The 20,366-nt window shown below is 28.6% G+C and carries 16 protein-coding genes (1 of these 16 running past the window's edge); 1 reads left to right on the top strand and 15 read right to left on the bottom strand.

Going from position 1 to position 20,366, the window contains the following annotated elements; genetic code table 11:
* On the bottom strand, positions 1 to 1,086 hold the 5' portion of the coding sequence (locus HCG76_RS01710) for an MATE family efflux transporter (RefSeq protein ID WP_221700929.1). 267 nt of this gene lie to the left of the window's left edge; 1,086 of the gene's 1,353 nt are visible here — the first part of the coding sequence; the start codon lies at positions 1,084 to 1,086; its stop codon lies beyond the left edge, outside the window.
* Positions 1,087 to 1,330: 244 nt separating this feature from the next.
* Positions 1,331 to 2,566 (bottom strand): peptidase U32 family protein, encoded by a 1,236-nt coding sequence (locus HCG76_RS01705; protein ID WP_221700930.1) that lies wholly within the window; start codon positions 2,564 to 2,566, stop codon positions 1,331 to 1,333.
* A 278-nt stretch (positions 2,567 to 2,844) separates the two neighbouring features.
* Here HCG76_RS01705 and alr point away from each other — a divergent pair, with 278 nt between their 5' ends.
* Positions 2,845 to 4,005, top strand: coding sequence for an alanine racemase (alr, locus tag HCG76_RS01700; protein WP_221700931.1), 1,161 nt, complete (start codon positions 2,845 to 2,847; stop codon positions 4,003 to 4,005).
* Between the two features lie 228 nt (positions 4,006 to 4,233).
* Here alr and msrB read toward each other — a convergent pair whose 3' ends face one another.
* The 13 genes from msrB to HCG76_RS01640 all read right to left on the bottom strand — a co-directional run bounded on the left by msrB (position 4,234) and on the right by HCG76_RS01640 (position 20,360).
* A complete protein-coding gene (gene msrB, locus HCG76_RS01695; protein ID WP_221700932.1) occupies positions 4,234 to 5,190 on the bottom strand; it encodes a peptide-methionine (R)-S-oxide reductase MsrB in 957 nt (318 codons plus the stop codon).
* Positions 5,191 to 5,230: 40 nt separating this feature from the next.
* Entirely contained in the window at positions 5,231 to 5,836 is a 606-nt protein-coding gene (locus HCG76_RS18920) for an aminoglycoside phosphotransferase family protein (protein ID WP_396020906.1), read from the bottom strand.
* Positions 5,837 to 5,841: 5 nt separating this feature from the next.
* On the bottom strand, positions 5,842 to 6,132 hold the full coding sequence (locus HCG76_RS18915) for a hypothetical protein (RefSeq protein WP_260458148.1): 291 nt from the start codon (positions 6,130 to 6,132) through the stop codon (positions 5,842 to 5,844).
* A gap of 42 nt (positions 6,133 to 6,174) precedes the next feature.
* Complete coding sequence (locus tag HCG76_RS01685) at positions 6,175 to 6,918, bottom strand: hypothetical protein (RefSeq protein WP_221700933.1); 744 nt, start codon at positions 6,916 to 6,918, stop codon at positions 6,175 to 6,177.
* Between the two features lie 170 nt (positions 6,919 to 7,088).
* Complete coding sequence (locus tag HCG76_RS01680; protein WP_221700934.1) at positions 7,089 to 8,009, bottom strand: class C sortase; 921 nt, start codon at positions 8,007 to 8,009, stop codon at positions 7,089 to 7,091.
* Positions 7,993 to 8,838, bottom strand: coding sequence for a class C sortase (locus HCG76_RS01675; protein ID WP_221700935.1), 846 nt, complete (start codon positions 8,836 to 8,838; stop codon positions 7,993 to 7,995). Before HCG76_RS01675 ends, HCG76_RS01680 begins: the two co-directional genes overlap by 17 nt.
* Positions 8,839 to 8,895: 57 nt before the next feature.
* The gene (locus tag HCG76_RS01670; RefSeq protein ID WP_221700936.1) at positions 8,896 to 10,458 is read right to left on the bottom strand and encodes a SpaH/EbpB family LPXTG-anchored major pilin; all 1,563 of its coding nucleotides are present in this window, start codon (positions 10,456 to 10,458) and stop codon (positions 8,896 to 8,898) included.
* Between the two features lie 150 nt (positions 10,459 to 10,608).
* On the bottom strand, positions 10,609 to 13,674 hold the full coding sequence (locus HCG76_RS19315; protein ID WP_221700937.1) for a SpaA isopeptide-forming pilin-related protein: 3,066 nt from the start codon (positions 13,672 to 13,674) through the stop codon (positions 10,609 to 10,611).
* A 453-nt stretch (positions 13,675 to 14,127) separates the two neighbouring features.
* On the bottom strand, positions 14,128 to 15,309 hold the full coding sequence (locus HCG76_RS01660) for a redoxin family protein (protein WP_221700938.1): 1,182 nt from the start codon (positions 15,307 to 15,309) through the stop codon (positions 14,128 to 14,130).
* Positions 15,310 to 15,360: 51 nt separating this feature from the next.
* Positions 15,361 to 15,738 carry a hypothetical protein gene (locus HCG76_RS01655; protein ID WP_221700939.1) on the bottom strand — a complete coding sequence of 126 codons (378 nt, stop codon included), beginning with the start codon at positions 15,736 to 15,738 and terminating at the stop codon, positions 15,361 to 15,363.
* A gap of 117 nt (positions 15,739 to 15,855) precedes the next feature.
* Positions 15,856 to 16,350 (bottom strand): hypothetical protein, encoded by a 495-nt coding sequence (locus HCG76_RS01650; RefSeq protein ID WP_221700940.1) that lies wholly within the window; start codon positions 16,348 to 16,350, stop codon positions 15,856 to 15,858.
* 167 nt (positions 16,351 to 16,517) lie between these two features.
* The gene (xdh, locus tag HCG76_RS01645; RefSeq protein WP_221700941.1) at positions 16,518 to 19,076 is read right to left on the bottom strand and encodes a selenium-dependent xanthine dehydrogenase; all 2,559 of its coding nucleotides are present in this window, start codon (positions 19,074 to 19,076) and stop codon (positions 16,518 to 16,520) included.
* A 195-nt stretch (positions 19,077 to 19,271) separates the two neighbouring features.
* Positions 19,272 to 20,360 carry a 4Fe-4S binding protein gene (locus tag HCG76_RS01640; RefSeq protein WP_221700942.1) on the bottom strand — a complete coding sequence of 363 codons (1,089 nt, stop codon included), beginning with the start codon at positions 20,358 to 20,360 and terminating at the stop codon, positions 19,272 to 19,274.
* Positions 20,361 to 20,366 lie beyond the last annotated feature (6 nt).

Below are 20,366 nucleotides of genomic sequence, written 5' to 3'. Positions count from 1 at the left end.
TACATATAGCATATCTTTTATTAGTTTCGCTGTTTCATTAGATGCCTTTATAAAATATGGTGATATTGGCCTTATTAATATTATTCCAATAACAATGATTATTCCTAATAAAAAGCTAAGCTTTACTAAAAGCTTTGAAAAGTTTAAAACTTCTTTCTCATGTTTTTTACCTTCTCCAATAAGATTTCCGACAATTATAGCTGCTCCTCCACCAAATCCCATAATCGCAATACCTGCCAATTGTTGAAATACATTAATAAAACTATTTGCAGCTATTACATTTGATCCTAATCTTCCAATTATAGCTGCTTGTACCGAAATTCCTAGCCCCCAATTTATTTCACTTAATAAAACCGGTAAGCTATATCTTGCTATGCTTCTCCAATACATACGAGTTTTTCTACATATATCTTTTAATTTATATCCAATTTGATTTTCAAATTTATACATATATATAATCACTAATAAACTTTCAAATATTCTACTTATTAATGTTGCTACTGCTGCCCCTTGAATTTCTAATCGTGGCATGCCTAAATGACCAAAAATTAAAATATAATTTAAAAATACATTTAATACAAAAGACAAACCATATATACACATAGATATTTTAACATTCTGTATACTTCTAAGCCCCATTAAGTAAACGCCTGTAAAAGCAGAAAATATATATGAAATACCTACAATTTTTATGTATCTAGCACCATATTTTATAACTATATGTTCATTGGTAAAAATTGATACTACCTGTTCTGGAAAAGCTAGTACTACTATAGAGCCTAGTAATCCACCTACAACGGCTATTCTCATCATAAATGCCATAATTGATTTTATTGAATTAGTATCTTCTTTACCCCAATATTGTGAATTTAAAACCATAGCTCCGGATGCTAGTCCAAAAATTAATGTTGTAAAAATGAAATATGGCTGATTTGCCTGTGAAATTCCAGCTAACTGTAACTCATCTATATTTCCTATCATTAATGTATCAGTTACACTTACCCCAACATTAATAAGATTTTGTATTGCTATGGGTATTGCTATTAATAATAATTTTTTTAATAAACTTTTTTCTCTTTCACTCATTCTTACCCTCTCACAAATTGAATTTCATTATATATTTCTAATAAATACTCTTTTACACTCAACCCTTCCCCCTTTTTATTCCTACACTGTAATTATATACAATAACATTTGACTATCAATAATTTACCTCATAATTATAAATTTCGTATAAAATACTAAAACCACAATGCGTGATGCTTAGTACTATCATACTCTTCATTATACATTGTGGTTAATTATTAAATATTAAATTATATATTCAACTTTAAACTAATTCTTTTCTTATGAAACTATTCTTACTAACCTTAAATGGTACTTTTACTTTACACATCATACCTGGATGTGGGCATCCATCTATAGATTCTCCATCTTCGTTATAAATTTCTTCAACAACAAAGCTTTCTCCAAATTCACCTGGAGTTAGTATTTCTACTTTATCTCCTTTTACAAATTTATTTCTTTGCTTGCATAATGCAATCTGAGTTTCTTCATCATATTCATGTACTATAGCAACAACATCATATTCTCTAACATGATCATTTGTATGATAAATTATTGCGTCACTTTTAGGTTCACTAAAGAAAAATCCAGTATTATATTCTCTATGACTCACCTTATACATTTCATCTCTTAGCACCTTAGGTAACTTATAGTTTTCTGGATCTTGATAATATAAATCTATTGCTTTTCTATAAGCATTAACAACTATAGCAACATAATATTCACTTTTATTTCTTCCCTCTATCTTTAATGATGATATGCCAGCTTCTAAAAGTTCTGGTAAATGTTCTATCATACATAAATCTTTTGAATTCATTATATATGTACCATGTTGATCTTCTTCAATAGGAAAATATTGATTTGGTCTCTTTTCTTCCACTAATGAATATTTCCATCTACAACTCTGCGCACATGCACCTCTATTTGAGTCTCTTCCTGCCATATAGCTTGAAAGTAAGCATCTTCCTGAGTATGACATACACATTGCTCCATGAACAAAAACTTCTAACTCTAATTCTTCTGGAATATGTTCTCTAATTTCTTTTATTTCTTTTAAAGAACATTCTCTAGCTAAAACTACACGTTCAGCTCCTAGATCATGCCACATATTACACCCTTCATAATTTACTGTATTAGCTTGTGTACTTATATGTATTGGTAAATTAGTATGTTTTTGAACCGTTCTAAAAACTCCAAGGTCAGATACTAAAACTGCATCTACTTTAGCCTCTTCTAGGCTCTTTAAAAATTCTGGTAACTTTTCTATACCTTCATTTCTTGGCATTACATTTACTGTACAATACATTTTCTTTCCTAAGCTATGAGCTAATTCTGCACCTTCTTTTATCTCTTCAAATGAAAAATTTTGTGCTGCTGCTCTTAATGAAAATGCTTCTCCTCCAAAATAAACAGCATCTGCTCCATATTGGAATGCTATTTTTAACTTTTCTAAACTACCAGCTGGTGCTAATAATTCCGGCTTTTTATATTTCATTGTCATAATACTTCATCCTCTTTATTTATAATATTAGTTAAAATTATTATATACTACTATTTATTTTATTCAATGAAAAAACTAATACAATACTAACTTTATATTTAAAACTTCTTATTTTATCACTAAAGAAAATTCTATAACGTAAAATATACTATCAAACTACTTACTTCTAAATACAATAGTACCACTACTGTTAAAATTTAAATGTCACGTGGTACTTATCATTTTATATATTTTTTATTACAATAATACTAAGATGTAAATAAATTAGAGGTGCAATAATGGATAAAATAATGAGACCTGTATGGGCTGAAATAGATTTAGATATACTTGCAAATAATATGAGAAATATAAAAAAATTAGCTGGCAACAAGGAAGTTATGGCTGTAGTAAAAGCCGATGCCTATGGACATGGTGCTCTAGATGTTGCTCCTTGCCTTTTAGAAAATGGAGCTTCAAGACTTGCTGTTGCAATGCTTACTGAAGCAGTTGAACTTAGAAATAATAATATTACAGCTCCTATAATGATTCTTGGATACACTCCATTATATTTAGGTGAAGAGTTAATTAATTATGATATAGAACAAACAATTTATGATTTAGATTATGCTAAAGAATTATCATCATTAGCACTAAGTCTTAATAAAAAAGCAAAAGTTCATATAGCATTAGATACTGGTATGGGCAGAATTGGTTTCCTTCCTACAGATGAAAGCTTTAAGGCTATTTGTGAGATTTGTACTTTAGATGGATTAGATGTTATTGGAATCTTTACTCACTTCTCAAGTTCAGATGAAAAAGATAAAGATTATACTCAATACCAATTTAATCAAATTTATGACTTTATTAATAAGCTTGAAGATGCTGGAGTTAATATACCTTTAAAGCACGCATCTAATAGTGCTGCAATTATAGATTTACCTAATACCTATTTAGATGCTGTAAGAGCTGGAATTATTCTTTATGGATATTATCCTTCAAATGAAGTAGAAAAAGAAAACTTATCAATTAAACCAGCTTTAACATTAAAAGCTAGAATTGCTCATGTTAAAGAATTAGAAAGCGGTATGTATATTAGCTATAATAGGACTTTTAAAACATCTAGAAAAAGTAAAATTGCTACTATTCCTATTGGATATGCCGATGGATATATCAGAACTTTAAAACATGAAGCTAAAGTTATTGTTAATGGACAGCTAGCTCCTATAGTAGGTAACATTTGTATGGATCAATTTATGATTGATGTTACTTATATAGATGATGTTAAACCTGGTGATGAAGTTATATTACTTGGTGAAAGCAATGGAATTAAATTTAATGCTGATAATCTTGCTAAATGCATGGATAGCATAAACTATGAAGTTCTTTGCTTATTAAAAAAGAGAGTTCCTAGAGCTTATATTAAAAACGGACAAATAATTCATGTTAAAAATAATGTTTAATTAATATATTGCGAAGCAATTTTATTCAAGGTAAGAGTGAATAGTGAAAAGTTAAGGTTGAAACTGCTATGGCATTTTCTTAAAATATATATTTTTTAATTCAGCTAAGCTGAATTATTTCCTTAACTTTTCACTCTTACTTCTTCACTTTTCACTTAATAGATTTCTTCGCAATATATTTCAACTACCAAATACAAATTAATACTATTCTACTGTCTCCAATTTACCCTATATCTTATCGCAATAATCCCCATATCCTAATTCTTTCATTTTATCCTTAGGAATAAATTTTAATGCCGCTGAGTTTATGCAGTATCTTAATCCCCCTAATTCTTTAGGTCCATCGGTAAATACATGACCCAAGTGGGAATTTCCTGATTTACTTCTAACTTCAGTTCTAAACATCCCATGGCTAAAGTCTTCTTTTTCTTTTATATACCCATTATTAATAGGCTTTGAAAAAGCTGGCCATCCACATCCTGAGTTAAATTTATCCTTAGACGAAAATAGTGGTTTTCCAGTAACTATATCTACATATATACCTTCCTCAAAGTGATTATCATATTCATTAACAAATGGAGGTTCAGTACCATTTTCTTGAGTAACTTTGTATTGAAGTGGTGTTAATTTTTCTTTAAGCGCCTCTTTCTTTTTATCTGATATACTCCAAGCTTCTTCTATAAATTGCTTTCTTCCTGAACCAACATAATAAGCCTTATATCTAAATGGATTTTTCTTATAATAATCTTGATGATACTCTTCTGCCGGATAAAACTCTTTTGATTTTAATATTTTTACAGCTATAGGTTTATTAAATATTCCACTTTCATTTAGTTTTAATTTATAATCCTCTGCAATTTTCTTTTGTTCTTCATCAACATAAAACACAGCTGTTTCATAGCTTCTTCCTCTATCATTAAATTGACCTCCCTCATCTGTTGGATCAATACTCATGAAGAATGCTTCTACTAATTCTACATACTTAACAACCTCTTCATCATATGTAATTTCTACAGCTTCATAATGCCCTGTTTCTGTACTACATACTTGTTCATATGTTGGATTGACTATATTTCCACCTGTATAACCTACTACTACCCTTTTGACTCCATCATATGAATCAAAAGGTTTTACCATACACCAAAAGCATCCACCAGCAAAAATAGCTTTCTTTAAATTGCTCATTGCAATCTCCTCCTATAATATAAAATTTAATCATTGTCTATTAACATTTCATATACCAGCTTGGTATATAATTTTTATAATTATCATACCATTGAATAACCCTTTTAGTTTGATTTATAGCTATATCAACCTCTTTTTCTCCAAAGGACTTAGCCCATGCAACAGTACTTATTTGATTGCTTGAAATATATAGCAGCATTAGTTTAAAAAAATCATTGGGTACATTATTTTCAAAATATCCATTAATATATCCTGATGCAAACTCTGGACTCACTTCAACAGACCAAACAATTCTATTAAACTCTTCCCATGGATCACCATAATCAAATCTATTAAAATCTATAATTCCCAATTCATTATTATCTGTAATTATCATATTTCCTATATGGTAATCTCCATGTTGAAAGCATTGAGGTCTATTTTTTAAAAGTTCTCTATTCTCTTCAAGATATTTAATAATCTTATAATCATTTTCTAAAACAATTCCACAGGATTTATAATTCTCTATCTTTTTATCTATCTTATTATTAAATCTTTCTTCCCAATTCTCTATATTTTCTGGTGCAGTAATACAATGAATTTCTTTTAAATATTTTCCCGATTTAACCCCTAAATTATATTGTTCTTTTTTACTAAGCTTATCTATTTTTTCTATAGCATCTCACCATTTATCCACGAATATAATGAATATACAGATTTTCCAGCATTGCATATACCATAATCAATAGCAACTGACATATTTAAACTTCTTTTATTTAAATCTTTTATAATTTCAAATTCTTTTTTCTTTTTTTCATATTGTGATACATCACATATCCTAAGTAGTAAATTCTTATTATCCTTAGTTCTTATATGAAATTTTTTATCTTCTGACCATCCTTTATCAACTTCCTCTACAGATATCCATTCACTTTTATATTTTATATCATCATATTCTCTCATTATTCTTCCCCCATTTATTACTTAAGTTTATTTAATTATAAACTAATTAAAATACCTTTTAATAAATTTAATCATATTATCTTTATTATTCTCAAATTGTGTTACCCTATTAACATTTGCACCTGAAGGATGTGGAAATCCCATAAGAATTTGATTTTCCTGTATAATTTCATTCTCCTTCAATTTTAATAACACCTCTTCAACTGCTTTTCCTAAAGGTATTAATAATATCTTTTCTGACTCATCTAATTTTTTAAATTCATTTATAAAATTATCATAAACATATCTCATTAAAAACTCACTTTTAATTAGCTTAGGAGTATGACCACTATAATTTTCACCTTTAATAAAAACAGGATATGGTATTAAAGATATAGTATGTAATAAGTAATCTTTTTCTTCAAATAATTCACTACAGCTTTTTAAATTAAATATAGTATTAAGTTCAATTCCATCTAACATAGAAATAATATTTTTTCTTAAGCTTCCACTAAACCTAGCAGCAACCTTACATTTATATTGTATTTCCCCAATATTATCACTTATCTCTAACTCTTTTCTTGCTGTAGCTATAGCTGTACTCATCTGCTGAAACCCTGGAGTTATTCCAATAATAAATATCTTTGCTTTTGGATTTAAATATTCATTATGTGGAGCATAATATATTTCTATATTTTTTTCTTTATCTACCAAAAACTTATCTACTAATATCTCATCTTTTGTATATTTATCTTTTAATGGTAGTTGTTTTATTGCTTCTTTATAATCATATAATGTCTTTTTCATATGTACCCCTTTATCTTTAATAGTTAATATACCTATTATTATATACAAATATAAAAAACAAATTAAATAACAACTTTCTTTATATAAAACTGTTAGAACTTTTTATAAATACATAACTTTAAACGTAAATAAGTTACCCATTTTCATGAGCAACTTATTTAATAAATTTATTATAAATTTTTATTCCTTCTTATTGTTTTATAAGCAATATATCCCCCAAAAATTATAATTAGAACTATTCCTATATATCTAAAAAAACTTTCAATATTAACTATATTATAAGTTTTTTTAGTATTTATATCATTCTCTTTTAACACATCATCATCTTCTTGATAATCAATGCCTTCTTGCCTTTCACAATATACTACATATCTTTGATAATTTTTAGTATATGGATGACATGTGATTAAAGTTATTAAATCTCTTCCTTCTTGTATAAGAACTTCTGATATCTGATCTGGAGTTATAACTTTAGTTTCCATAACCTTATAAGTAAGCTCTCCCCACATATTAGTTACTTTAACTTCATCACCTATCTCTAATACCTCAATGTCTCTAAACATTGGATGAGTCTTCATTCCCCTATGAGCAGATATTACTGAATTAGTATTAATTCCACCTATAGGTATAGATGTTTCACTTAAATGTGTTGCACCTTTTTTCATATTTTCTTGAGTTGCACCTAAATAAATAGGAACTTCTATATCCATTTTAGGTATAGTTAAATATCCTATAATATTCTCTTTAAATCCAATCTCTAATAAATCAAAACTAGGTAATTCATATGAAAAAGGATCTAATAAATTTTGTTGCCCTTCATTAAATATATTTTCATTATAGGTTTGCATATTATCATACAATTCATCTATATTTTCTTTTATATAAACATCACTTTTATCTTCTTTTATATCTGATGATTGATTCTCACTTTTATCTGCTACGATAACATTAGATATATCTTCCTTATAATTAGAAATAGTTCTTTGTATCAAATAGTTATTTATTATTTTACTTGCTATAGGATATATAAAAACTAGAAGTCCTATAAAAAAAATTATAATTATGATTATTTTTTTAATTTTTTCTTTCATTTTTTATCCTACCTTTTAATTTTTTAAATATAAAAATAGATATTAAAATAATAAATACTAATATTATAATTATAAATAAATACTCCCAACTTTCCTTTTCATTATCTAATTCATTATTATTAATACTTGCTAAATACTTATCAGTATCAATTCTTGTTCCTCTTACTAATAATCTGTGAGTATTAACTGCATAAGGTGTACATGTTATTAATGTTATATAATCCTCTCCTAGCTCTGCTTGTAAATCCTGTGTATCTGTAGGTTCCACAACTTTTATTTGATCAATCTTATATACTAAAATTTCAGTTAGCATTTTAATGGTAAATACATCACCTATTTCTAATTTATCTAAATCAGTAAATAATTTAGCTGATGGTAGTCCCCTATGTGCACTTAACACAGAGTGATTACCTTCTCCACCTACTGGAAGTGGTGTAGTTTCTATATGACCTACTCCACGCTTTAAAACATCTTCATTTACTCCATGAAATATTGGAAGATTAACGTCTATTTTAGGAATCTCTATATATCCCATAGTTCCATCTATATTTAAAATTTCATTATATTCACTATTTACATTATTTTCAGCTTCTTGTGAAAAAGGATCTACAACTATTGTATTTTTAAACTGCTCATTATAAACTCTTGCTTCATTTAGAATTTTTTCGATTCTATCTTCTTCCATTTGTTCAACAGTATAATTATATTCTTGTATTGCAGTTGTTTGAAATACATTCATAAGTAAGTTACTTATAATAGGATATAGTAATATTCCTAAACCTAATATAAATATTAAAATTATCAATATTTTCATCAATTTTGTCTTCATGTTGTCACCTATAACAGAAAGGGAGAGTGTAATCCTCCCCCTAATTTTTTTATATTATTATGCTCTTTTTGTTGTTCTCATATATAAGAATGCTGCTGCACCCATAATTGCTAATCCACCTAAAGTGAATATAACTGTACCCATACCACCTGTTACAGGTAATGTAAATTTTCTATTTTCTACTGTAACTTTATTACTTTCTAAATGTGATGTAGCATTTACAGTTACCTTTAATGGTTCTCTTAATAAGTTATATTGCTTGTCTGCTTCAGTTATTTCACCATCTCCATTTGAATCATATCTTGGAGCTACTGTTTCTACTATCCAGTAATCTGTTGAACCAGTACTTACGTTATTTCCCGTTATTCCATATGAAAGACCTGCAAATATAGCTCTACCATCTTCACCTGTAGTTACTTCCCACTCTTGAGTTTTATCTGCTGGATTAACTATTGCATTTGTACCATCTTTAGCATCTTTTAAGCTTGGATATATTTTAAATTTAGCACCTTGTAATTTTACACTATTATCAGAAGCATCAACTTTTTCTAATAATACTCCACCAGTATGTACTTCTGGTATTTGACTTGGATTATATTCTGTATTAGTACCAAAACTGTTTGTATAATCTAAAGTAACATTATTAGGTATTTCTGTAACTAAAGCTGCTGAAGTATTAATTACTGTTGTAAAAGCTATTCTAATGCTAGATACGCCTTCATTAAATTGTGTTGCTAAATATCTACGCCCTTGTTCATTGAATGAAATTTTTATTGTTCCACCACCATTTTCTGGTTTTGTATCATTTTTAGCTTTTGGAGCTTCAAGACTATAATATGTTTGATCAATTCCTACTTTTTCGCCATTTTTAACAAAGTAAACTTCTAAGTTATCTGTATAATTTAATCTTTTATCTAACTCATCAATAATATCGTACTTTTTAGCATCTAATATATCAGCTGGAATGCTTGGCTTAATAATCCACTTAACATCCTTACCAATTCCTGCTGTTTCATGTTTATTCCCTTCGCTAGTAACATCTTTATCAATGCTTGGTCCACCTGCAACTACATTCTTTGGATAAACATGTACATCATATAACCAAGAATTTGCTATTGTTGGATGTGCCATTGGAATACTTACTAAGAAAGGATTTCCTTTTTTTAAAACCCCTGCATTATCTAATTCTGTAACTAAATATATACCTTGTGGTAATTCACCTATTGAAGCTACCCCTTTAATTGTTTCACCGTCTCCATTTGCTGTTGTAATTGTTTGGGCAGTAAAACTCTCATCTCTAACTACAGCTTCTGTATTATTTCCTACTATTTGTTCAGGTAATGTATTATCTTCAACTTTTTCAATTTTAAATGATACTCCTTCTAATGGCTTTGCTCCTGATGGAAGTTGGCTATCATCTTCTAAACCATTTGCTGGTGTTCCTGGACTAGGCATTGACTCCATTGCATATTTATGAATTGTAATAGATCCTTTTGCCTTTGGGTCTGGTAATACAGTACCCTCATTTCTTGTTGTAGCACTAGTAGTAACACTTCCTAATGCAAGCATTGCACTTAATGTAAGGCCTAATATGCCTCTAAATTTTTTAGTAATTTTCATAAAAATTCCCCCTATTTCTATCCTTTTTAATAATTTATATTAAGTAATTTTAATTTTTTAAAACCATAATTACCTAAAAACAATTTATACATTTCGGAAAAGTTTCCTGTTTTTTCAGAAACAATCTCCTTTCAAAATAAACATTTATATTTAATTTAATCTATATTTTTTCTTTCTTACTATAATAAATAAATATAACACTGTAGCTAATCCTATTAACATAACTCCAATATAGTTACCTCTAGTTATTCCACTTCCTCCAGCTGTTGGTAAAACAATACTTTTCTTATTTTTAATCTCTATTGTAATAACAGCTTTATCATTTTCACTTATATCAAATGTAATAGGTTCTTTCAGTAATTCATATCCATTTGGTGATTTAGTTTCAATGAGTATATATTTTCCATAAGGTAAATCCTTAAAATAAACCAATCCCGTTTTATCTGTAGTAACAATCCTTTGTTCAAACTTTTCATCATTACTACCATCTTCTTTTAACTTATTTAAAGTAAATTCAGCACCTTGTAACTTAATATTTGAATCACTACTATCAACTTTAATTAATTTAATATCCCTAAGCTTTTTCTTATTCATATAAGTTACCTTATTTATATCAGTTGATGAAGTTATCTCTCCTTCTATAAGAGATTTTCCATTATCTGGTTTTTTGCTATTTATACTTACTACCTCATATTTATCGCCTAAGATTTCTTCTATTTTATACTTTGTATTTATTGGAATATCTCTAATTTCAGCAGTTTGTCCTGTTTTTAATTTAATTACCCAATTTTCATCAATCTTTACTGCATTTTTTTCAATTTCCCCATCTATTCCTTCACCTGAAACATAATATTTACCATTATAATTTATAGGATCTATTTCATTTCCTAATATAGAAGTGAAGGTTACCTTAAAGTCAAATACATCATCTTTATAATTATCAATATTATCTTCCTTTAGAGGCTCTATTTCTTTGCAAATACTCAATCTTCCTGTTTTTATTTTATTAATAAATTTTGTATAATAAATATACTTTTCATATAATGAAGTACTATGAGGAATCCTAAATTCACTAGCTATAGTTCCTTCTCCTTTACCAAGTACTATTTCATTATTCTTATCTGAAAGATCTTTCGTAATCCAGGTTGTACTAAATCTATTGTCTGGCTTTTCATTTACAACAACATTACTTCCTTCAGTAAATCTATTATAAAATGTTGCTAAATTAGTATGCTTTAATGTAAATGTATCACCATTCATAGTCTTATCACTTACTTCACCATTAACATTTATCTTATAATCTAAATTCTGCTTTAAAACTTTATTTTCAGATACATTAAATCCAAAATCAATATCATTTGCTATCTCTGTTGTTTTGTTTGATAAAACTTCATTAACCCCAGAAGTATCTACTTCTTTTTCAACTATTAATTCATTATCTGAAGGAATAAAATTAAAATCCATATAAAGGTTAGATTCAATCATCCCTCTTTCCATATAAAATAATGTAAGTGTATGAATTTTATCAGTATCATATTTTCCATCACTTGCATATGAATCATTTGGTAAAATTAAATTACTAGTAACTGCTTCAACCGGTTGATATAAAGAATTACTTTTTAAGTCACCTATTACCACATTATCAACTGTTGATTTTCTAGATGCAAAATCAATTTTCCCAGTAGTCTGACTATGTGCACCACCCATATCAAGTTCAAGCTTATTATCAATATATACCCAAACATCATCATCGCCTTTAAAGTTAAACTCTATAGGAACATCTTTACCATGAATATTTTTTACTTTTCCATCAGCTGTTAACTTAAATTGAATCTCTATTTTTGATCCAAATCCATAATTTAATTTACTTGCGTTAGAGCTATCTAATGGATTATTAAAAGGGAAAAATCCTGGTTCATTTTTTCCTGTTCCCCAGCCACTTGTTCCATTCATATCTCTTACAATAATACTATTGTCGTTATCTGAAACATCGAACCAATAATCTAAATTGTTAGTTTCTCTATTAATTCTAACTACATCTGTGATATTACTACTATTAAATTTATATCCACTTTTACCACTACTAAATGTATAGTAATACGTATCTAATCCATTTTCCGTTTTTAATCTTTTTTTAAATGGAAACTCTAAATTACTTATAGTTTCTCCTACATTTCCTGTAACAAAACTTTCATCAAAATAAGGTAATCTAACTTGCGTACTTTCTATTTCACCTACAAATCTTATGTCATTAATATAAATATCTCCACTAGCCCAATATCCTAAATAAATATTGGCTATATTTGAAAAATCAAAATTTGAATTATTTTTCAACTTTTCTAAATCTATTATTATCTTTTTCCATCCTGAACCTTTTGCTGGCATTTTATTATCAGAATACGTTGTCGTAAAACCTTCTGCCCATCCCCCAATTTTATTTAAATTTCCATCTTCTATAGAAATATATGGTGAACCTGAATTTCCAGTTCCGTCATTATAAACTTCAAATACTAAATACTTACTAGTGCTTGAGTAGTCTTTTTCTTTAGCAGTAATTTTAATTCTTTCACAAATAGAATTACTATCATTCCCATCGAGCCATATTTGTAACGTCCCACTCCTTCCAAATTTATCCTCGTATTTAAACCATCTATCTCCTGCTCCCATTATCGAAGAATTATCTTCTCCATAATAATATTTATTACTATTTTCATCTGTTGTATAAAAACCACCTGTACTATTTTGGGTAATATACCCTTGACTATCTAAATTTTCACTAACTATTCCCTGCAAAGACGCTGAATAATTCGCATTACGATTAGCTCTATTAATTGCCCAATAAAACCTATAAGCACTTCCACCTAATGTTTGTCCTTTTAAGGGATCTTGTTCTGGCTTATTAGAATTTCCTGCTGCCCCATTAAAATCCCCAAAATATAGTGGATATTCCATTTCATTTTTAGATGCATAATCTGATACCTTCTGATTAAATTTTTCAAATGAATAATGATCTCCATGTTCATCATCTGATGTATCTGATGTTTGATACTTTCCATAATAATTGTAAAAGGTAACGTTTCCAAGATAATCTGCATTATTTTGACCAACCTTAACAGTATCAGCTATAACTTCATTTCTAGGAAAATATCCCATTATGATTATGCTAATTAAAAAGATACTTAAAAATTTGAATATATCAAATTTTCTTTTTTTCACAATTATTCTCCCCCCTTTTTTCATAATATTTAATATTTTAAGTTAAACTTTAAATTTAATCTTAAATAGCATCTCTCTTTAAATAATATTTCGTTTTTATTCTAAATAAAACGTAACTTATTTCCGGTATCCTTTCCAGTTTTGCCTATGATCATTTACTGTTATTAGTTTGCACAATAACAACAAAGTCTTATTACAAATTAAACCTTTTTATTTAATATTGTTGCATTTTATTTTATTTTTTACTTTTTTTAATTTTTTTTCTTCTAAATTTAACTTAATATTAACATCATATTTCTTACCAGTCAACAATCCTTAACTTTTTTGTAATTTTTTACAACTTTAATTTTGAATTAAATTAAATTAAACTTTTTATAAAAATTCATTTTTTAATAAATAAAAAAATAAATAAGCTGCTTTACATATAACAGCTTATTTATATGATGTTAAGTTTTATCTAGCATTTTCTATTATAGTTATCATGTTTTTCTTATCCATCGCACCAACAAACCTTTTAACTATCTCACCTTCATCATTAATTATAAATGTTGTTGGAAATCCACTTATATCATATTTATAAACTAGCTCTCCTCCAAAATCCATAACCACAGGAAATGTATAATTATTCTCCTCTAAAAATTTTATTACATCATCCTCTGAACCTTCTCTACCTAAATTGGGTGACGCTACTCCTAATATTATAATTTCATTATTATTTTTTCCATATTCATTATATAACTCCTCTATATCAGGCATTTCACCTCTACAAGGAGGACACCAGGTTGCCCAGAAATTTAAAAATATAGTCTTCCCCTTATATTCACTTAAACTATGTTCATTTCCATATTGATCCTTCAGTATAAACTCTTTAGCACTCTCTTTATTTCCATTTTCTTCATCCTCATTTATAATTTCATGTTTTTTTATGCTATTATATTGTTTGTCTTGATTAATACTTATAAAACCATTAAGAACCATAACTAATCCACTTATTATAAGAATAACTCCACATATCTTCTTTATTATTCCCATATAATTTTTCATTTTATCTATACCTTTAAATAATTTATTGTAAAATGCTGCTACTATTATAAATGGTAAAACAAATCCAATTGTATATATAAGGATTAATAAGTTAGCCATGATTGAACTACTTGAACTTGATGCCATAATAAGTACTGATGCTAATATTGGGCCAATGCAAGGTGTCCATCCAAAACTAAAAGTAAATCCTAATATAAATGCAGATAAAGAGTTCATTTCTTTTATTTGTACATTAAATCTCTTTTCCCTATTTAATAATGCTGATTTAATTATATCTACATAAAATAAACCCATAAATACTATAATTATTCCGCCAATAAGCATTATATAATCTTTACTTTTAATAAAAAATGAACTTAATATATTTACGGATGAGCCTAATATAAAAAATGTAGTTGAAATTCCTAAAACAAATAAAATTGTATTTTTAAATAATGACGTTTTTACAAACTTATCTTGTCCACCTTTTAATGTTTCAGTATTACTATTAGATAATATACTTAGATAAACTGGTAAAATAGGTAATATACATGGTGAAAAAAATGATAATACCCCCTCTATAAAAACTACAAGTAAATTTAAATCTTTCACTTCCTAATCTCCTTTATCCCCTTTTTATAATTAAAAATCCTTTAATATTATTTATACTATTAAAATATTTTTGTAATTTATACTATATACATTAATTATCAAAATTATTTTTACTATATTATTTACTCCTGTTGTTTTAACATTTATTCCCCCAGCTGCAATATCAATTTGATTATATTTAGGCTCTAAAAAAGCTAAACCAGATGATGCTACTAAATTGAAATTAGTTTGATTATAATTAGCAACAGAAATTATATATCTACTAGCACTAGGATTTGTAATTTTTCCATAATTATCTGGGACGCTAAATCTAGTATCTCCAAGTAATGCAACCTTAAGTAATAACCATAAATTATACTTTCCATCTAAGAATATAATCTCCATAAATTCTAATTTTCCACACTCCTGGCTGCAAATTAAAAAATCCAATAAATATTAACTCATCTCCCGTTATCTCATCTGGCAAAAAATATTGTACACTAACTGTAGTTTCCTCAAAGATAAATTTATTTACTTCTGTCCCCCTAAAAAAGCTTGTATTTTTCCTTAGTTTTCTCCTGATGGAGATATAATATCAATGGACATTATATTTGGTCTTCTAACCCAAATTTTAAAACTTAAAGTCTTCATAATTTTAGAGACATCTAGCTCTCTAGTTATACTACTTCCAACAGAACTTATAAACTCTTTATTCATATAATCTATTCCAATATCTACTATACCAACAATAACTCCTGACCCTTTTAAATCTAAATATGGATTTATCTTAATTGGCTTTATATTACTTACATCTTCAAATGATGTTCCTTCTAAAACAAAAACACTTCTGTAATTTACGAATAAAATAGATGGTACTTCTTTAACTAACTCATAAATCCTATCACCATCAATATATGCTATTGCAAATTTTTCTGTAATTACATATACACAAGCATAATCTAATTTTTCTATTTCTTCTAAAAAATTACCTATATACTCTATTAAATACTCATATCTATTATCACTATATATAAGTTCATTACACTTACTTTTATCTGCCATCAATCACTCCAAAAAATTTATATTACTCTTATATATATGTACCTAATCTATATTCTTATGTTAATTCTATATATTTTTAATTCAATAACTATTTATTATAAGATTTTAAGATAAATGATTTTAACCTTCAGTAGAGATTTCTCTCAAACTGAAGGTTAAAAATTAATTTATACTTTCTTTCTTTTATAATAAGTATTTTCTAAAGGTAACTTAGTTCTAAAAATACCATCATACTTATAATATGCCCCTTGTACTGCTGGTGCTGTTGGTATACAAGTTATTTCACCAACCCCCTTAGCACCATATGCTAATTCTGAATTATTTTTTTCAACTATAATACTTTCTATTTCTGGAACCATAGTTGTTCTAAAAAGTCCTAAAGTTCCAAATTTAACAGTTGGAATCGAATCTTTTAATGGATAATCTTCCGTTAATGCATATCCTAGTCCCATAACTACTCCACCTTCAATTTGCCCTTCAACATTTAAAGGATTTATTGCTCTTCCAACATCATGAGCTGCAATAACTTTTTCAACCTTTCCATCCTTATTCAAAACCACAACTTGAGTGGCAAATCCATAAGCTACATGACTTACTGGATTCTTCTTATCACTTCCCATTTTATCAGTTTTTCCATAAAACTCACCATAAAACTCTTGCCCATTAAGCTCAGATAATGTTTTTGTTTTAAGTGCTTCTTTTAATTTTAAAGCTGCAACTCTTGTAGCTTCTCCTGTAAATAATGTCTGTCTTGATGCAGTTGATGTTCCTGCATTTGGAGTTAACTTAGTGTCTGGCTTTATCCATTTCACAACACTTGCGTCTAAATCTAAAGTTTCACATACTATTTGTGTCATAGTAGTTCCTATACCTTGTCCCATGCAAGCTGCTGAGGTTCTTATAATAACATTTTCATCTTTAACCTCCAATATAGTTCTTCCTATATCGGGAAGGCCAACTCCTATACCTGCATTTTTAAATGCACATGCTATTCCTACAAATTCATTTTTTTCATATTCTTCTTTAACAGCTAATAAAGTATCTTTTAATGCTGTTCCTGCATCTGCAATTTGTCCATTTGGTAATTCTTGACCTGGTTCAATTGCATTTCTCCATCGTATCTCCCAAGGTGATATACCTACAAGTTCAGCTAACTGATTTATATTAGCCTCATTTGCAAATGCTGATTGAGTTACTCCAAATCCTCTAAAGGCTCCTGCTGGTGGATTATTTGTATAAACTGCTATACCTTCAACTTCAGAATTTTGATAATTATAAGGACCTGCTGCATGAGTACATGCTCTTTGTAATACTGGTCCTCCTAAAGATGCGTAAGCTCCTGTATCAGCAATAATCTTAGCTTTCATTGCTGTTAATTTTCCTTTTTCATCACAAGCAGTTGTAAATTCCATCTTCATTGCATGTCTCTTTGGATGAACTTTTATACTCTCCGATCTTTTCAATGCCATCTTTATAGGCTTTCCAGTTAAAAATGCAAGTAATGCTGTATGATGCTGACAGCTCATATCTTCTTTGCCACCGAAGCCTCCGCCAACATACTTAGATATTATTCTTACTTTATTTTCTTCTACACCTAGTAATGATGTAATTTCATGTAAATCATCATAAACTGATTGAGTTCCAGTATAAACTACTAGCTCTTCATCTGTCGGAACTGCTAATGCGCTTTCAGGTTCTAAAAAAGCATGCTCAGTAAATGGAACAGAATAAGTATTAGTTACAACATACTTAGAATTTTTAATAACTTCATCAACATTGCCTCTTTTTAGAACTTCTCTTGCTAGTATATTGCCACCCTTATGAAGTTCTGGTGCACCTACTTTAAGTGAATCTTCTGGAGAAGTCATAGGTATTAACTTATCATACTCTACTTTAATTAAATCTATAGCCCTTCTTGCTATCTCTTCACTTTCTGCCGCAACTAAAGCAATAGCATCACCTACATATCTAGTTTCCTCTCCTATTGCAATTAAAGCTGGCCAGTCCTTTTTCAAATGTCCACAAAATCTATTTCCAGGTATATCATTAGCTGTAATAACTTTAACTACTCCTTTTAATTTTAAGGCCTCATTATAATCAATATTCTTTACTAACATTCTAGGAAATTCAGCTCTAAGCGCTACACCATACAACATTCCTTCGATTTTCAAATCATCACAATATCCATCTAATGCTAATATCTTATCCTCTGCATCAACTCTTCCTAAAGAATCTCCAACCAATCCTTTACATTTTACTAATGGAACTTCCTTATTCTCTCTTATAATTTCAGCCGCTAGTAATATAGCCTCTTCAATTTTCTTATATCCTGTACACCTACATATATTTCCCTTAAGAGCCGTCTTTACCTCATCCAATGTTGGTGTTAATGTCTTATTAAATAACCCTGTAGCACTTATAACCATTCCAGGTATGCAAAAACCACATTGAACAGCACCAACCTTTGTAAAAGAGTAAGCAAATGCCCTTTTATAATTCTCATCTAATCCTTCAACAGTAATAACAGCTTTGTCTTTAACTTTATCTCCTTTTAATATACACGCCCTAGTTGCTTTTCCATCAACTAAGACCATACAAGCTCCACAAGCTCCTTCCCCACACCCATTTTTTACTGATATTAACTCTTCTTTATCCCTTAAAAATCTTATTAAAGATTCATTTTTTTCTATACCACATACTTTTCCATTAAGCAAAAAATTAACCATATACCCACTCCTCCCAACATTAATATGTACAATTTTATTCAAGGTAAGAGTGAATAGTTAAAAGTGAAAAGTGAATGTTGAAACTGCTATGGCAGTTTCTTAAAATACATATTTTTTAATTCAGCTTAGCTGAATTATTCCCTTAACTTTTCACTCTTACTTCTTCACTCTTCACTTAATAAATTGGTTCCCAATTTACTTATATTGTATTGTTAGTGCGTGTTTTGGACATTTTGTTACACAAAGTCCACATCCAAAGCATTTTGATTCATCTATGTGTAGTTTGTCTGTTATTTCAATTGCTTCATATACACAACTTACTTTACATTGTCCACATTTAATACATTTATCTAAGTATACCTTTGGTGGAATAGCATTTGTTCTAAAGTTTCTTTCTTCTGCCTTTTTATGTGAAAGGCCAATTATTTCATTAACATCTTTATATCCATGACTATCTAAAAATTCATTTAATTCTTTAGATATTTTTCCATATACTGTTGGTCCTCGTAAAATAGCTTCAGTACATACTTGAACGGCACTAGCACCAGCCATTAACATTTCAGCCGCATCTCTTCCTGAGCTTACTCCTCCAACACCTATAATAGGAATTTTAACTACTTTAGAAGCATCATAAATATTTCTTATAGCTAATGGTCTAATTGCTGATCCTGAAAGCCATCCATAACCTTTTTCACTTCCCATAATTGGATATCCAGTTTCAATATCAATTCCCATACAAGGTCCAAAAGAATTAATCATAACTAATCCATCTGCTCCAGCTGTCTCTAATGCCTTAGCTATATTTTGAATATCTGTATGTGGGCTCATTTTCATAAAAACAGGACAATCTAATACTGCCTTTGCTGCTTTCATTGCGTTAACTATTGGTTCAATATCTGTTCCAACATAATGTGTAGAAAGCTCTACTGCATCTGCATAAGGCTTAACTAAAGGAGCAACCTTTGAAATTTGTTCTGCTGTATATCCCATGCTTACTATCATAGGAACTCCAGCTTCCTTAGCTCTTTTATATTCTTTTGCTACCCATTGTTCCTTTGGTAGCTCTGACCATAACTCTGTATTTAAAAATCCTGAATTAGTTTTTGCCATACAAGGTCTTGGTACATCTGCTGGCTTTTCTGAAATAGTTTTAGTTACTATACCTCCTGCTCCCCCATTAACTGCTTTCACACAAAGCTCTCCATCTTTCGCACCAGGTCCAGCTGCTGTAAAAATAGGATTATTAAATTTCATTCCTAATATATCAATACTTAAATTTGCCATAATCAT

Origin of the sequence: Clostridium sp. K13 (assembly GCF_019734195.1) — a bacterium.
In the GTDB taxonomy this organism is placed as follows: domain Bacteria; phylum Bacillota; class Clostridia; order Clostridiales; family Clostridiaceae; genus Clostridium.
This window is presented reverse-complemented; position numbering and strand designations above follow the sequence as displayed.

Coding starts and splice junctions, on each gene's coding strand:
- HCG76_RS01705 (WP_221700930.1), bottom strand. CDS start 2,566: ATGACAATGAAATATAAAAAGCCGGAATTATTAGCACCAGCTGGTAGT.
- alr (WP_221700931.1), top strand. CDS start 2,845: ATGGATAAAATAATGAGACCTGTATGGGCTGAAATAGATTTAGATATA.
- msrB (WP_221700932.1), bottom strand. CDS start 5,190: ATGAGCAATTTAAAGAAAGCTATTTTTGCTGGTGGATGCTTTTGGTGT.
- HCG76_RS18915 (WP_260458148.1), bottom strand. CDS start 6,132: ATGAGAGAATATGATGATATAAAATATAAAAGTGAATGGATATCTGTA.
- HCG76_RS01685 (WP_221700933.1), bottom strand. CDS start 6,918: ATGAAAAAGACATTATATGATTATAAAGAAGCAATAAAACAACTACCA.
- HCG76_RS01680 (WP_221700934.1), bottom strand. CDS start 8,009: ATGAAAGAAAAAATTAAAAAAATAATCATAATTATAATTTTTTTTATA.
- HCG76_RS01675 (WP_221700935.1), bottom strand. CDS start 8,838: ATGAAGACAAAATTGATGAAAATATTGATAATTTTAATATTTATATTA.
- HCG76_RS01670 (WP_221700936.1), bottom strand. CDS start 10,458: ATGAAAATTACTAAAAAATTTAGAGGCATATTAGGCCTTACATTAAGT.
- HCG76_RS01650 (WP_221700940.1), bottom strand. CDS start 16,350: ATGGCAGATAAAAGTAAGTGTAATGAACTTATATATAGTGATAATAGA.
- xdh (WP_221700941.1), bottom strand. CDS start 19,076: ATGGTTAATTTTTTGCTTAATGGAAAAGTATGTGGTATAGAAAAAAAT.
- HCG76_RS01640 (WP_221700942.1), bottom strand. CDS start 20,360: ATGGCAAATTTAAGTATTGATATATTAGGAATGAAATTTAATAATCCT.